Origin of the sequence: Acetobacter fabarum (genome assembly GCF_029069195.1) — a bacterium.
In the GTDB taxonomy this organism is placed as follows: Bacteria; Pseudomonadota; Alphaproteobacteria; order Acetobacterales; family Acetobacteraceae; genus Acetobacter; species Acetobacter fabarum_A.
Map to the genome: position 1 here is coordinate 1 of NZ_JARDYK010000022.1, position 12,761 is coordinate 12,761.

Here is a 12,761-nt window from a genome sequence, read left to right on the forward strand (position 1 = left end):
CCTGTTCCTTCAGGATCCCTATGATCTGCTCTTCCGTAAAGCGGCTGCGTTTCATCCGTCCGTATCCTTCTTGATCGGACTCTACTTTTAAATGGTTACATTTTCGGGGGGGCACGTCACGGGTAATGGCAATATCAGGATCGTGGACAAAAACGTAACCCCCAACGGTTACGGAAAGCCGCCCACAGGAGCGAAGGATTGTCGCTTGCTCCTGCCCGCAAGCGGGTATCGTGGTAATCGTCGCCATAGCGGGACCAGCGCCGCATGAAGGCCCCGGCAAGGGCAGAGGCTGACAGGGTTCTGAGGATGGCCAGATCGGCCTCTGAATGCCAGATGTCGGATGGCATGAGCGACGGTCCTCTCGGCTGGGGAGCCACCGATTGGGTACGGCAAAACATGCCGCACCTGTCAGTCTGCCCCGTGTTTCTGGTTACATTGAGTTCTCACGCCTTGCGGCATGACCTTATGAATTGCAGGGACACCCCACGCATGTTGCGCAGCATCACCCACCGAGTTTGACATGGGCCGCCCCTCGCATCTTGCCGGGGGCGGTCCACGCTTCTTGCAGCACGGTTGCCCCTCGACTTTGGCATGGAGACGTGGGGCAAAATGCTGAATTTAATGGGAAAAAGGTGCTGTAGTTCGGGGTGGGGAAATTTCACCACGAATATGAGATATTCCCGTATATTCTCTGAGCTTGTCCATAATAACAGGTGCCTCCAGCCATCCCAGAACTGCACGATGTAACGTAGCGTGTGTTTGCTAAGTTCGAGATTGCCAACTGAGTACGCAAACCCTTCAACATTGGGGACGCGTTCTCGAAATCATAATGAGCACCTACATCAAAAAGTAAATAGTCTGGCACTTTGTAGCTATTAGCATTATCGGCATATGTCGATCCGATATAACGAATGCCGAAATTTACACCAAGACCATGAAATATCTGTCTTGGCAGCGTGTAGTCAACGAACATATTCACCATGTTTCGCGGAATACCAGCTATATACTTCCCTTGCTCACTGATAGTTCCGAGATTGGTTCCATCCATATCGCGAAGTGTTACTTTATTATTGCTCTTTGTGGCACGTGTCTCATTAAATGAATAAGACGCAGTTAAACGGATGTCTTTCGTAACATTGGCATGGGCCGATAATTCGACGCCTTTGGACGTAACAGTGCCTGCATCCGCATTATAACCGGGATGTTCAGTGTCTGTAATCTGATAGTGGTTTTCCTTGATGTCGTAAGCCGCCGCCGTGAGTAAAATATTCGTATTCGGCACCAAATATTTCAGACCAGCCTCAAATTGCCGTCCATTCAATGGTTTAGCCGCCTGACCATTATATTGGACTGAACCCGTTTGCGGAAGAAACGATGTTGAATAGCTGAAATAAGGAGTTAATACAAAATCCAAATTATACGTAAACCCAGCCCTCCATGTAAATTTGGAAGATGAGTACTTATCGTCTGACTCGACATAAGGTTTAGTAATCACGCCATGCCCAGACGTTAGGAAGTTATCTCCTATGATAAATGGCCCAGCATCATTATACCAATCCTGTCTCCCTCCAAGAATAACAGATAGTTTTTTCCATTTTATCTGGTCTTGGAAATATACTCCGCTCTGATATTGCACATCACGCATATTTTGGATTCTTATATTATCAGGACTACTTAGACTAAAATTTGGATACGTAATATAGTAAACAGGATCCCATATATTTATAGGTTTTGTACCATTCACATCATATGTTATATTCTGAGTCAGATCGACACGCCTAAAATCCATTCCAGCTACGAGAGTCTGCTGGACACCACCCGTATTGACATGTCCGACAAGCCTACTATCCAGAGCCACTGTGGCATGCGAACTAGCCTGATGCCACGCCCTACGATTAATAGTTTGGTTTTCTTGGAGAGAACCAAACAAATAGGTCTGTTTGATATTTGTTGATGAATCTTCATACCGGAACGTTTGCTGAAATTCGAGAAATTTATTAAACTTGTGCTGGAATTGATATTCAAATGACGCCGTTTTCTGTCCATTTTCATTTAAGGACGGATCTCCCAGAAATCGTGACCGTGGAAGGTAACCATATTTACCCCGAACCAGAGTCCCTACGGCGGGATAACCGTCTCCTTGTGCTTCCGCAGGCGCATACAGATATTGGCCAATGAGCGTCAAGCTGGTCTTCTCATCAATGTCCCATTTAATGGACGGGAGAACACCAACTCGCTTGTAATAAAGGTAATCAGTTTGACTCCCTTGCGTTACACCTATTCCTGCAATTCTGTATTTCAGGTTCCCCGACTTCGTGATTTTGTCGCCGACATCGAAGGTTGCTTCATAACGGCCCCAGTTACCGAAACCAACACTCACATTCCGTATTGGAGTTTCACCGGGCTGTTTTAGCTGCGTGGCGATCAATCCCCCGGGTCCTACCTGTCCATAAAGAACTGACGCTGGGCCATTGAGCGCTTCAACTCGTTCGACAAAAGCTGTTTCGCCAGCGGTGTTAGACCACGACATAAGCCCATCAACATATTGCGTAGATTGGAAACCACGCATCATGATCGATCCGGTACCGTTAGCATTGCCGCCTGCTGCAGAGCCAATACTGGCGGTACCCATTTGCTCGGCATATACGCCCGGCATGTAACGTAGAACTTCTGCGACAGTCTGGGCCTGCTGATCCAGGATTTGCTGCTTGGTAATAACATAAACAGAATTAGGTATTTGTGTAATGGGCGTGTCCGTTTTCGTTCCAGCGTCAGTGTATGTGGCGACATAACCAACACCGGGTCCTATGGAAGCCTCATGGGCGTTAAGACTGCCACCGACACGGATCGGGCCAAGCGTGATATTGGCCGCCGCTTTTGTCAGAACGACGGTCCGGCCACCCGTGATTGTGTATGTCAGGCCAGTCCCAGACAGGATCGCATTGAGGGCCTGAGCAGACGTCATCGTGCCGCTAACACCGTGCGTTGTCAGAGATTTTGCAAGTTTTCCATCAACAGAAACCTGCCACCCACTTTGCTGTCCGAATCTGGTAAGACCATCTTCAAGAGATTGGGCTGGAATGAAAAATGATCTGACTGCCTGAGCACTTTGGGAAGGTTCTGCACCATAGCTTTTCGTCACAGCGACATTCAGAAACGTCGTACTACCCAGTGCGATGAGCCACGCCACCTGCCGCCCGCACCGCTTCATTCTATCGTCAATCGTCATCACCTTATCCGTTCCCATTCGCATGGATCGTCACAATTGCGAATGCAATGCAACCGCACCCCTCATTGGGCTAACGAATGGGTAGAGGGCGTTTTTCAGAAAAAATGACTTACGGTGAGGATTTTCTCTACGGCGCTGCCAATATTGTCAGCCAAGGCGAAACCTGATGCATCTGGGCATGATGCGCGGCTGCGATCGCCCGAAATGCGCCAGTCGGGTCACTTGTGTCATAAACGCCGGTGAGTGACTTCTCCCCAAAGGAAGAACCATAAAGGACGACACCCCCCCGGTAGTAAGGCTTGAGCCTATCCACGACGCTGGACACGCTGTTTTCTTTGGCAATAATCTGCCCCGCAGACCACGCTCCTACATCTTCCGGAGCCCCACTCCCTTGAGTGACGCTCACCCCGCTGCTTACGGTTCTAATCCGCTCCCAGGTTCCAGCATTGAGATTATGAAACCCACCCGAAACGTCCTGCACCCGGACCTCTCCTTCCCGGACAGAAACTTCTTCTTCACCCTGAGACATTCTGACGTCGAAAATAGTTCCAATATCCGTCACGGTAAATTTGTCTGTATGAACCTCAAAAGGTCGCGCCATATCATGTCGAACCTTAAAGAGTGCTTCTCCTTTCAAAAGACGAATATCCCGTTTCTCTACAGAGTAAGACATTTTTACCGCACTTCGCGGTGCCAGTATCAGTTCACTACCATCGGATAGGCTGACTGTTCGAGTTTCTGCCGTGCCTGTGACGTAATCGGCCTGCAATCGAAGCAGAAGATCAGAGGACCATATGAAGGTAACGGCAGCGGCTGCCGCGAATCCAGCAATTGAAAGCCTAACGAAACTGGCAGGTCTTCTTTTGGGCCTGCCTTGCTTGGGCGCAGTATTTTGCTCAACATTTGAGAGAGATGCCCATTTCTCACGATAAAGCGGGCCGATTTGCCGGAAATTCTCAAGCCCCTGTGTAAGCTCCCGCCACTCTTTCCGATGATCCTCAGCAGCGGCAAGCCACGCTTCAAAGCGTTCCCTGAGCACAGAATCGTCAGGCTCTTCTGAAAGGGCAATTTTCCACTCAATCGCCGTTGTTGGATTGAAGTCCTCACTCACGCTTCGCCTGCACCCTTCTTGTTCGCTTGCCTTGCGTCTGCGACTACCGGGATCAATCCGAACAGCACATCTCTTTTTATGCGACGAATGAAGGCTTGCATATTTTCAATGAATTATAGCTTGCTCACCTGATCAGCATTCAGGTGCGGAAAGACGTTTGCGACAATGCTCCATACCCGCCGCGACAAGGGAATGCGCCATTCCAATAGAGACCCCTAAATGAGCCGCTATTTCCCTTAGCTTTCGTCCGTCGAACAGATGCATTTCCAATGCGACGCACGTCCGTTCTGGCAATTCCGCCATAGCGGCGCGCATCGCCCGCATGTCGGATTTCCCTGCAGCCTCACCTTCTGGTGTAGGGGCATCTGCTTCGATTGTTTCGGAAGAACTGTCTACCCCATGATCAAACAATCCGGCCTCGAATTGCCGTCGTCGATAACGGTCAAACGCCAGATTCCGAATTATGCGGTAAACGTAATTCAGTGGGTCCGAAAGAACACGGCCTTGTGTCACTGTTGCGGTAGTCAGACGCAGAAAAGCATCCTGAACAACATCTTCCGCCAAGCTATCATCTCTCATGATACCTCTGGCGAAACGCACAAAATCAGTGCGGTGTGTCGCGAAAAGCTCGAAATATTTATCCGGCTGTCCCACTCTATCTTTACGCCACGCCCGCCTTCCGGCTCTGCCCTCCTTCTCTGGAACGCAACTAAGCCGTCATTGCCTCTCTCGCGTCGCCGCAAATGCGACACGTTCTTACTTTCTCGTATCGGTAAACGCCATTTTATGCAAGCTGGAAGAGGAAATAGCAGGGATCGACAGTGCATCGGCGTTGTCGCCTACACGTCGATGATGAGTGAATTATGATGGAAATGGTTGCGGGGACAGGATTGGCTCTCAACTTGCGGCAACCGCAAGTTGAGAGCGAAGCGGGTCTAGTAGGCTGTTTTAATGAACTTTTTTCGTCACACGCATGACCTCTTACTAAAGTAAATGTCCCCTGTCCTCCTAAAGCGTGGAGCTTATGCATCCAAAGCTATGTCAGCTTCCGCTTCCTTGTTGGACGTCAGGCCTCGGCACGATCTTTCCTCTAAGCAGACGTATCTCATTTCCGATGCCGTTTAGTCGGCGGTGCGCCATGGTGTCGGCCTTCGACCCGACCTTGCCGTAACTGCCCGCGCGAGACACCGAAAGTAGACATCTTCCATAATGCTGACGTGGTGCCCGGTTGGATTCAGGGGGTTGGTCTGCAGGTGTCAAGATAGGCGAACGGCGGCTCCAGCCCGGTAGACTAGCGCTCTCAGTGGTACCAAGCGGCGCCTGTGTAGAAGAAGCGGCCGAGGCCTACGGTGAAGATCAGGCAACCATAGAGACTATGTTCCAGGCAAATCAGGCGCAGCGACCGGTAACGTGCGTAGTTGCGGGCGAAGAGCAGGCCGCCGACGGTGGTCATGCCTATTGCGATCCAGTTCAGGAAGATCACATGGGCGAAGCCAAAAGCGAGTGCGCTTGCGATGATGATGCCTGTGTCGCTGCGGAACAGCGAGCGATATCGGGCAAACAGGAATGCGCGGTAGAGTACTTCCTGCGGCCATACCGACAGCACCGGATAGAGCACCATAATCAGCAGCCAGAACCGCGGTTTTTGAAGCGGCAGGCTGAGGAATGTCTCTGGCAAAAACCATGCAGTCAGCGCCACGATAATCGGCGCGAGGATCGCGAAACGCAGGAAGATGGCCTGCAACTCGCGACGCACGTCATGAGGTTGCGGCTTTTCGCCCCGGATCGCGAGAAACGCCACGATAGCCGCCACCCAGATGAGCCCGAACAGAATGTCAGGGCGGCGGAGCTCGAGGATAATAAGGGGGCCACCGAGATAGAGGGCAGCGAATTCGACGGCGAAGCGAAGGAGAGGCATGTGTTTCGAGTTTGGCACAGAAATGCAGCGGCAGCTATCGTCTCTTGTTGGCCGTTTTCGTCATTCAATAAGCTTCTACGAAGCGAACATAACTAAAGATGCCGCTTGACCGCTGCTGCTGGTATTAGCAAAGTCGATTTCGCCTAAAAAGACAGCGATGCAGGTACGGTGACAACCTGTGGTCTCTCCAGAGACAGTCACGCTTGAGCGAGTAAGACCGCTCTTGGCCATGGCCGGACACGACGAGGATAGGCCTCGTCTGTGGTCGGTCGTCCCTGTCTATGTTGCGATCGGCTCGTGTCCGTTTCACCAACGGAAAGGCACAGTCATGAAGCTGAACCATATCAACCTCTACAGCCACGATACCGAGGCTGATCGCGTAATGTTTGAACTGTATTTCGGCCTCCGCACTCTCGTTGTGCGTGGAACCAAGATGGCCATCATGCAAGACAGCGATGGACTTGTGTTGATCGTCAATCATTTCGACAACAAGCTCGAAGGCTTCTATTACCCTAGGCAATTCGACATCCTGCACATTGGTTTCATCCAAAAGTCTCGCGAGGACGTCGATGCTCTCTATAAGCGCCTAAGTACCGATGGCTGGGAGGTACAGGCTCCACGCGACACGCACGGCGCGTGGTGTTTCTACTTTAAAGCGAAGGGTGGCTACTTCATAGAAGTAACGACGTTAACATCGGTTCGGCCCACAGAAGCGTATCAGGGAAACCTACAATAATGCCCGGCATGAACGGCTGAGCAACCTGAACAGCCTGTCTGATCTACGATGCGGGATCAGACAGGCTGCAACTAACTTCATGTCGAACAATCCGAATCACAGAGGGATGATCTCAAAGCGGAAGACGCTGGCCAAACTTTCTTGAGTGACTTTTATTCACTCAGGTGAGTATCAATGTCCGACAGGTCAATTTGGTATAAACTGGCGTTTCCTATCTGAAGGCTTGATAAAACGCGTGGCGAGCAACAAAGCGCCATGGAATAACGCGAGCAATGCAAATGTTTCGGCATAAGCTTCCGACCCGGCATGGGAGGGGCCGACCGTCGCAAGCCGCCACCCAAGGAACGTGGCGCATGCTGTAATCAATGTCGGCCCGCCAATCCTTTGCATGATGTTCAGCGCGGTCGTCGCCATCGGAATATCCTTGCGTGCGATCAAAGCGTATCCCGCGCTCATCGCCGGAATGCCGACGGCACCCCCGCCACCACCACGCAACAACAATGCTATGGTCAGCAAAGTGACGTTCAGACCGTGATAGGCGAGCACCATCAAGACCACTGTTCCGACCAAGGACAAAAGAGCACCGCAACCGGTCAGATCGCGCGCGTCAAACCGGTCACTCAGACGACCAATGAGCGGATAGACGCACATCATCCCCAGACCCAGGGGTGCCATGAACAAGCCCGTCCGCTCGGGCGAGACACCGCAGGCGTGGATCAGCCATACGGGTAGAAGCATCTGACCCGCGAACGACACCCCGTTCGTCAGAAACATGATGATCGCTGACACCGAAAAGGCGGGTGCACGCAGCAGGCGCAGGTCAATCAGCGCGTCATCGCCCTTGCGTCGCGCGGATCGGACATACAGGACGAACAGTACGAGGGACGCGCCTAAGGTCGCCTGTCCATAAGGCCGGGCGACATGATCCATGCCGTAGAGAAACGAGACGAGAGCGGGCGCGAGAAATCCGAGCCCTGTCAGGTCAAGTGGACGGGGGCGTTCGTCATGCCGATCGTCAGGGAGAAACAGAACGGCAAGGGCAAAAGCCGCAAGCCCGACCGGCACATTGAGAAGAAAGATCCAGCGCCAAGACGCGACGGAGAGAATTGCACCGGCGACGACGGGTCCAAGAAGCGGCGCGAGCAGAACAGGTGCCGTCATTGCGCTCGCAACCCTCGGCATCTGTCGGCCCGCGACACGAGCAACCGTCATCTGCGCCATAGGGGCAAGCAGGCCGCCCGCCATACCTTGCAGCAGACGGAATACGATCAGGGACGGCGCAGACCACGCCAGCGCGCACAGGCCTGATGTCAGCGTGAAGGCACCGAAGCACCATAAATAAACCGCTCGCCCCCCGAGGCGGCTTACGAGCCATCCATTCAGCGGCAACGTCAGGGCGAGCGCCAGCAGATAGCCGCTGACCACCCACTGTATGTGTGAAAACGGCGCGTGCAGGGTCGTAACGAGATCGGGGAGCGACACATTGACGATCGTGGCGTCCAGTTGCGCCATGAAAGATCCGACCGCCGCGACGCTCACGATTTTCCAGATTCCCGGAGGCAGTTGATCCGGGTCTGAGCCTGGCGACGACGTTCTGGCGTTCATGAATGATCTCGCTGGGAACTGCGAGACGCGCAGCCATGAAACATGCGTTTACGCATTCAGCGCGATCGCGTCGCTCATCGTCACCCGGCCAAGACGGGGAAAAATCTCTTCGCAGGCAAAGCGGTGCATGTCTTCGGTGAATGTGGACATGACATCCTCGACGAGCACGACGTTGTATCCATGCTCATGCGCCGCTCTGGCGGTAGATTCCACACCCAGATTGGTGGCGATCCCGCCGAGCACGATGGTCGTGATACCACGTCGCCGTAACTGAAGATCGAGATCCGTGCCGTAGAAGGCACCCCATTGCCGTTTCGTGATGCGCAGATCGGTCGGGTCGGCAAGCCCCTCGACCAGTTCTGCCCAGTCTGGTGCGAAGCCGCCAGGCGGTGAAAAGGAGCGATCGACAACCGCATGCACGGCATCGGCGAAATCTGGCGCAAACGCTACATTAACCAGAATGACCGGAGCCCCGGCGGCCCGGAAGCGGGCTGCGAGTGCTTTCGAGCGCTCCACAATCGCCGCACCCGATGTCGGAGCCAGGGGAAGCCCCGTAATGCCCTTCTGGAGATCGATCAGAACGAGGGCCGTCCTGGTGGCCGGAAGTGAAATCATGGCAAGACCTCCCTGTTGACGTTCGACCGCTATCCCGAACCGTTGTCCGGAACACGCGGAAACGTTAGTAAGTTGAGTAGACACTCAAGCTGGAGCATTATTTGAGGATGGACTCAAATTCATCAAGAGGTAAACGGACGTCTCTTCAGCCGATGCGCGCGGCTGGGCGTCAGCGCGTCGAGGAGTTACTGGAGGCCGCGTCCGACCTCATGGCGGAACGAGGTTACGAAGCGACGACCATGGCGGAGATCGCCGCGCGCGCCGGGGCGAAGATCGGCTCGCTCTATCGCTTCTTTCCGAACAAGGAGGCTGTGGCGGACGCTCTTGTGCAGCGGCATATCGCCGTTCTGGAAGACGAATACGCGGCACTCGCCAAACGTGCCGCCACGCTATCTCCAGACGCTCTTGCGGACGTTCTGATCGAACTGCTTGTCACGCTTCATCCTCGCGTGAAATCTCTGTCTGCGCTGATGGAGGCACGGACTGACAAGATGGAGATCCGTGATCGTGCACGAGAACATGCCATAGTCGGAATTGCGGCAGCGTTGCGTGTCTGTGCGCCAGGGTTGGAGGAAGCACTGGCGAGAGATATTGCTGCGGTCGTTCTAAACACTATGAAAGTGTTGCGCGGCATGATTACGAAGAACGCGCCCACGACGCCTGACGCGCCTGACGAATTGCGGCGGATGCACCGTCTTTATCTAGCGGACCGGCTGGAGCCGTTTCGGCGTGCTCCAGACAGCATAACGGACGCAGAGCCATAATTTCGTGGATTGGTGCAGTAATCGCCCCACGACCTAAGAGCCTTGGTGCTGTCCCGGAGAGCGAGATGCCGTGGGAGCTTGCCCCGCATTGCTGCCGTTAAACGAACTGTTCGGCTTCTCCAATAGCGGCCCACTGCCGGTTTTTCTTGACGTAGGAAGCAGGAGCAGCCAGCGGTGAAGGTATGGATACGATCAGCCTTCTCGCTCTGCTTCTAACCCTCTCGGCAGGGTTCAGCATTCTCAATCACCACACATTTCGTCTTCCTGTAACGATTGGTGTGCTGGTCTTCTCATTGCTGGCTTCCTTGCTGGTCATGATCCTGAATCCGTTGATACCGGCCTATGACCTGCAGGCTCTCCCGCGATCTGTGCTCGGAGCGATCAATCTCCCCACGGCCCTTCTGAATGGCGCGCTGTCCCTGCTTCTGTTTGCCGGGGCCACACAGGTAAACGTTGGACATCTGCGCGCAAAGCTTGCCTCCGTGGCTGCTCTCTCTGTTTTGGGAACCGTTCTGGCCGTTGCCTTTCTGGCGATCGCAGCATGGTACGTCTTCCCCCTGTTGGGTCATGCCATTCCTTTCACGTGGTGTATCGTTCTTGGGGCCATCCTCGCGCCAACTGATCCAGTTTCGGTTGTCGGCATGCTGAAACGTCTCGGACTGCCCGCCCCCCTTCAGGCCGTTTTCGCAGGGGAGAGCCTGTTCAATGACGGCGTGGGCGTGGTGATTTTCGGCGTCACGATCGGACTGGCAACCGGGGACAGTCAGGGAGTGACCGCTTCCGAGATTGCCCTGAGCTTTTGCCGTGAGGCGATTGGTGGCGGTCTGCTGGGCGCACTGACCGGATGGATCGTACTCCGTGTGCTTAAGGGACAGCGGGACCCACATATCGATCTGCTGACGTCGCTGGCTCTTGCGACCGGAACCTTCAGCATTGCCAACCAACTTGGCATGTCGGGGGCGATTGCCGTCGTCGTGGCGGGACTGTGCTTTGGAACAAGCTATAGCCATTCCGTTTTCGATGAGGCATCCCGAAAGGAACTTGATATTGCATGGACACTCATTGACGAGGTACTGAACGTCCTGCTGTTCATGCTGATCGGCTTTGAAATCCTGGAGATCACGCCGCATCTGTTTACGGTGCTGGCGACACTTGCCGTGATCCCTCTATCCATTGCCGTGCGGGCATTGAGCGTGCTGTTTTCAACGCTTCCGGTTCACCTCAGACAATGGGAGCGGGGCCGTGTTCTTGGTATCCTGACCTGGGGCGGTCTGCGTGGTGGCATCTCGGTTTCGCTGGCACTTGGATTGCCACCAGGAGACTTGCGTGAGTTGCTGCTGCCTGTCTGTTACGGCGTCGTGGTGTTTACGATCATTGTGCAGGGGCTAACCATGGAACGGGTTGCCCGCAAACTCTATCCATCCTCTAAGCTTGGACCGCAATAATACGGTTCTGATTATTTGAAAGGCAGCTCCGTAAGGAGGAAAGTCATGGCAGCTTTGTCATGTTTTTCAACAGATAGAAGTCGGTCCGCTCCTTAGGCCAAATTTGTCATTCGTTATTCGTGAGGTTGTTGATAACTTGACGTAACAGATTCAGCAGTAATTCACCGTTTTCCACCGTCAGATGCATGTGACTTCTGGCATTGATTGCTGCAACGGCAGCAGAGATATCTGGCAATCTGTTCGCCGCCGAAGAAGACAATGATATCAAGGCACTTCTCCGGTCATTCGGGTCTGGAGTGCGCTGAATCAGTCCATCTCGTTCCATCCGTGCGAGAGTCTTTGCCATGGTGGACTGCTCTACCGCAGCGAGACGCACCAGTTCCCGCTGTGGCTGCGGCTTTCCATCGGCGAGGGCAAAAATTACGGGGAGTTGTCCCGACATGAGGCCAAATGGCCGTAAGGCTTCGTCCATCTCACGCGCAAAAAGTCTCGCTGCCCAGTTGACCATATAGCCAAGCGATTGTTCTCGGGATTGCCATTTATATGGCTTGCTATCTTTATTCATGGCTAGCTATATAAATCTCCCGGGTTCATCGGCGCAAGGACGATAACATGCAGAAGCTTCTCCGTCGTATCCACCCTCTGACAGGAGCGATGGCCATTCTGTGCATAGCCAGTTTCATGACAGCTTCCATCATTGCAGAACTATATGGAGATCCTCAGACCATGGCTGCAACCAAGCACGCCATTCTGTGGGGATTGCTGGTTCTCATTCCCTGCCTTGCTCTCACAGGCTTGTCTGGATACCGGACAACAGGGACAGCGCCACGCGGTCTGGCGCTCACGAAATTCAAACGCATGCGTGTCATTGGGATCAATGGTGTCTGTATCCTTGTCCCCTGTGCATTTTTCCTTGCGCTCCGTGCGTCTGAATTAAAATTCGACTGGTTATTTTATGGTGTTCAGTTGATTGAACTACTGGCGGGAGCAACCAACCTTGCGCTTCTCGGTATGAATTTTCGTGATGGACTACGCATGACTCGATCCTGATGAATGTCGACACGTAAATAGTATCTGCATATCTGAAATAACCTAGCTAATGACTTTATCCCGATTGTGAGTTGATGTCGGGTGTTCGCGCCGCTGTCCCAGAACCGGTCCTTCTGCTCTCCACCCCCCAATTGCTGCTGGTCGGCGCATGAATTCGAAGCAGACTGGCAGCTTCCGCCTAATTCTGTTGAAAAAGTCGCTCTTGAAATAATCATGGCTTCCTGATTCAGTCGTCATCAGTCAAGGAGTGTCGGCAGATGATGGGTGAGCGAACCGGGGTACAGGAAA

At 53.5% G+C, this 12,761-nt stretch carries 12 protein-coding genes; 4 read left to right on the forward strand and 8 right to left on the reverse strand.

Annotation, left to right across the window (positions count from 1 at the left end; genetic code table 11):
* Positions 1 to 134 precede the first annotated feature (134 nt).
* The 5 genes from PY793_RS13755 to PY793_RS13775 form a co-directional block, all read right to left on the reverse strand.
* Complete coding sequence (locus tag PY793_RS13755; protein WP_275178560.1) at positions 135 to 347, reverse strand: transcriptional regulator domain-containing protein; 213 nt, start codon at positions 345 to 347, stop codon at positions 135 to 137.
* A 311-nt stretch (positions 348 to 658) separates the two neighbouring features.
* Positions 659 to 3,229, reverse strand: a complete 2,571-nt coding sequence (locus PY793_RS13760; protein ID WP_275178561.1) for a TonB-dependent siderophore receptor — start codon at positions 3,227 to 3,229, stop codon at positions 659 to 661.
* A gap of 127 nt (positions 3,230 to 3,356) precedes the next feature.
* Positions 3,357 to 4,340 (reverse strand): FecR family protein, encoded by a 984-nt coding sequence (locus PY793_RS13765; protein WP_275178562.1) that lies wholly within the window; start codon positions 4,338 to 4,340, stop codon positions 3,357 to 3,359.
* A 132-nt stretch (positions 4,341 to 4,472) separates the two neighbouring features.
* A complete protein-coding gene (locus PY793_RS13770; protein WP_275178563.1) occupies positions 4,473 to 4,994 on the reverse strand; it encodes an RNA polymerase sigma factor in 522 nt (173 codons plus the stop codon).
* 646 nt (positions 4,995 to 5,640) lie between these two features.
* Positions 5,641 to 6,258 carry a CPBP family intramembrane glutamic endopeptidase gene (locus PY793_RS13775; protein ID WP_212350627.1) on the reverse strand — a complete coding sequence of 206 codons (618 nt, stop codon included), beginning with the start codon at positions 6,256 to 6,258 and terminating at the stop codon, positions 5,641 to 5,643.
* A 328-nt stretch (positions 6,259 to 6,586) separates the two neighbouring features.
* Here PY793_RS13775 and PY793_RS13780 point away from each other — a divergent pair, with 328 nt between their 5' ends.
* The gene (locus PY793_RS13780) at positions 6,587 to 6,994 is read left to right on the forward strand and encodes a VOC family protein (RefSeq protein ID WP_275178564.1); all 408 of its coding nucleotides are present in this window, start codon (positions 6,587 to 6,589) and stop codon (positions 6,992 to 6,994) included.
* A 186-nt stretch (positions 6,995 to 7,180) separates the two neighbouring features.
* Here PY793_RS13780 and PY793_RS13785 read toward each other — a convergent pair whose 3' ends face one another.
* The gene (locus PY793_RS13785; RefSeq protein ID WP_275178565.1) at positions 7,181 to 8,599 is read right to left on the reverse strand and encodes a DHA2 family efflux MFS transporter permease subunit; all 1,419 of its coding nucleotides are present in this window, start codon (positions 8,597 to 8,599) and stop codon (positions 7,181 to 7,183) included.
* Positions 8,600 to 8,647: 48 nt separating this feature from the next.
* A complete protein-coding gene (locus PY793_RS13790; RefSeq protein WP_275178566.1) occupies positions 8,648 to 9,214 on the reverse strand; it encodes a hydrolase in 567 nt (188 codons plus the stop codon).
* A 107-nt stretch (positions 9,215 to 9,321) separates the two neighbouring features.
* Here PY793_RS13790 and PY793_RS13795 point away from each other — a divergent pair, with 107 nt between their 5' ends.
* Entirely contained in the window at positions 9,322 to 9,978 is a 657-nt protein-coding gene (locus PY793_RS13795; RefSeq protein ID WP_275178567.1) for a TetR/AcrR family transcriptional regulator, read from the forward strand.
* A gap of 182 nt (positions 9,979 to 10,160) precedes the next feature.
* Positions 10,161 to 11,423: a cation:proton antiporter gene (locus tag PY793_RS13800; RefSeq protein WP_275178568.1), complete on the forward strand. Its 1,263-nt coding sequence runs from the start codon at positions 10,161 to 10,163 to the stop codon at positions 11,421 to 11,423.
* A gap of 106 nt (positions 11,424 to 11,529) precedes the next feature.
* On the opposite strand, the gene PY793_RS13805 is transcribed toward PY793_RS13800, so the two are convergent.
* Positions 11,530 to 11,988, reverse strand: coding sequence for a MarR family winged helix-turn-helix transcriptional regulator (locus tag PY793_RS13805; RefSeq protein WP_025828369.1), 459 nt, complete (start codon positions 11,986 to 11,988; stop codon positions 11,530 to 11,532).
* 116 nt (positions 11,989 to 12,104) lie between these two features.
* Here PY793_RS13805 and PY793_RS13810 point away from each other — a divergent pair, with 116 nt between their 5' ends.
* Positions 12,105 to 12,473, forward strand: coding sequence for a hypothetical protein (locus tag PY793_RS13810; protein ID WP_275178569.1), 369 nt, complete (start codon positions 12,105 to 12,107; stop codon positions 12,471 to 12,473).
* Positions 12,474 to 12,761: the final 288 nt, after the last annotated feature.

Coding starts and splice junctions, on each gene's coding strand:
- PY793_RS13810 (WP_275178569.1), top strand. CDS start 12,105: ATGACAGCTTCCATCATTGCAGAACTATATGGAGATCCTCAGACCATG.
- PY793_RS13780 (WP_275178564.1), top strand. CDS start 6,587: ATGAAGCTGAACCATATCAACCTCTACAGCCACGATACCGAGGCTGAT.
- PY793_RS13775 (WP_212350627.1), bottom strand. CDS start 6,258: ATGCCTCTCCTTCGCTTCGCCGTCGAATTCGCTGCCCTCTATCTCGGT.
- PY793_RS13805 (WP_025828369.1), bottom strand. CDS start 11,988: ATGAATAAAGATAGCAAGCCATATAAATGGCAATCCCGAGAACAATCG.
- PY793_RS13800 (WP_275178568.1), top strand. CDS start 10,161: ATGGATACGATCAGCCTTCTCGCTCTGCTTCTAACCCTCTCGGCAGGG.
- PY793_RS13795 (WP_275178567.1), top strand. CDS start 9,322: ATGGACTCAAATTCATCAAGAGGTAAACGGACGTCTCTTCAGCCGATG.
- PY793_RS13790 (WP_275178566.1), bottom strand. CDS start 9,214: ATGATTTCACTTCCGGCCACCAGGACGGCCCTCGTTCTGATCGATCTC.
- PY793_RS13760 (WP_275178561.1), bottom strand. CDS start 3,229: ATGACGATTGACGATAGAATGAAGCGGTGCGGGCGGCAGGTGGCGTGG.
- PY793_RS13785 (WP_275178565.1), bottom strand. CDS start 8,599: ATGAACGCCAGAACGTCGTCGCCAGGCTCAGACCCGGATCAACTGCCT.
- PY793_RS13755 (WP_275178560.1), bottom strand. CDS start 347: ATGCCATCCGACATCTGGCATTCAGAGGCCGATCTGGCCATCCTCAGA.